We start from the raw sequence: 1,636 nt of genomic DNA, 5'->3' as shown, positions 1-1,636 counted from the left end.
GCTATGCGGTTGTCAATTTGCGAAAGAAATTATGCGTCACCAAGTGCACTGCTGGCTTAAGTTGATTATTCTAATGTTTGCGACTTCATATCGCGTTAAAGAGCCTGGAAGGTCATTTAAATCCGAGTATATTGTTTCGCAGTCACTCATGTTGGGTGCCAAGAAGCTTGGTTTTGATGGAGTCGTCTATTATTCAAAGCGGGTTAGAAACGATGCTTTTAGCTTATGCGCAATAAACCTAGCGTTGTTTATGAACTATCGAAAGCAAGATAACTATCCCGATCTGGTTGATCACATTAAACTTGATGATTCGTTTAATTTCTCTGTTTTTAAACAATTGTTGCCCTGTGCGAGAGCTGGTCAATATGAATTACGATCGGTTAATAACCCGTACACCGTGAATATCTCCACGAATAATGAAGATAGACAGTTTTCCTTTCGGGATACAGCGTTCTATGAGTTCGACAGCTTCTTGTTTGACTCCTGGACTAAAAAGAGGGGCGGACGCGATAAAGATAGCCTTTCGTGGGGGCATGCCAATGTATAGACTCTGCCATTGGCGAATCTCGCTGTAACCCTTATCCTGGTTGATCTGGCTTGTCGTAATGAATGGCGTTTGTCCCTGCATGTTATGAAAGTTGGCAATTTCTGTCTCTCAATGTTGGTCTCTTATCAAATCTGTTATTAAGCAGATGCGTTGTCTGCGTCAATGTGCATTCGCTAAAATGCACTTTTGATTAACTTTGGCTTGTTACGAGAATTTGGAATAGCTATGGGTCAGTTTAAAAGGGCGTTCGTCTTTATCATTGCGATGGTCGTGTCATTGGTTGTTGTCGCGACACCGTCTTTTGCTGACGAATCTTCAAGAGTTCTTGTTGAAAATTCTTGGCGCTTTCAAGATGGTCAGTCAATTACTTCTGAAGAAGACTCCGAAGATGCTGGAGTTTCAGCGTATTCGCTCAGCAGGCTACCTGATGGTGTTACTGCTCAGGGTATCGATGTGAGCGAGCACCAGGGCAATATCAATTGGGATGCCGTTAAGGCGAGCGGTGTTGATTTTGCGATTCTTCGAGTTGGCTTTGGTGCGCCGTCTTTCGGGGGAAGAACTGATTATCAGTTCCAGCGTAATATCTCTGAGTGTGAGCGCTTGGGGATTCCGTACGGTATCTATCTTTACTCGTATGCGTGGGATGATGGGCAGGCGGCAGATGAAGCGGCATTCGTTATTAGCAACATTGCGGGCCACAGCCCACAACTGCCTATCTACTACGATCTTGAGGATAATTCGATTATTGCTGACGGTCGCCAAGGAGGTATCGCCTCAAGGGCTTCAGTTTTTTGCAATCGGATTATAAATGCTGGCTATAAGGTTGGCATTTATGCCAACTTAAATTGGTTTAACAATATCCTGACCGACCCCGTGTTTAATTCGCCGTCATGGGACCATTGGATCGCACAATATAATTATCAGTGTGATTACGCGGGCAAGTACAGTTTTTGGCAGTATGCGAGTGATGGTAGCGTTGATGGAATCAGCGGTTCCGTCGATATGAACTATGCCTACATCACAATCGAATCGAATGAGGATAAATGGGCTCGCGCCGACGAGCTCGCCGCCGCCCATTCCTCCGACCTT

The 1,636-nt window shown here is 44.9% G+C and carries 2 protein-coding genes; both read left to right on the top strand.

Features of this window, described 5'->3' with window-relative positions; translation table 11 throughout:
- Positions 1–547 (top strand): hypothetical protein (locus DW136_RS10020; RefSeq protein WP_158571456.1); only part of this gene is annotated, 547 nt, incomplete at its 5' end.
- A 225-nt stretch (positions 548–772) separates the two neighbouring features.
- A partial coding sequence (locus tag DW136_RS09785) for a glycoside hydrolase family 25 protein (protein WP_199580235.1) occupies positions 773–1,636 on the top strand: 864 nt, incomplete at its 3' end.

The sequence above is a fragment of the Collinsella sp. AM12-1 genome, from assembly GCF_003472325.1.
Taxonomy (GTDB): Bacteria; Actinomycetota; Coriobacteriia; order Coriobacteriales; family Coriobacteriaceae; genus Collinsella.
This window is presented reverse-complemented; position numbering and strand designations above follow the sequence as displayed.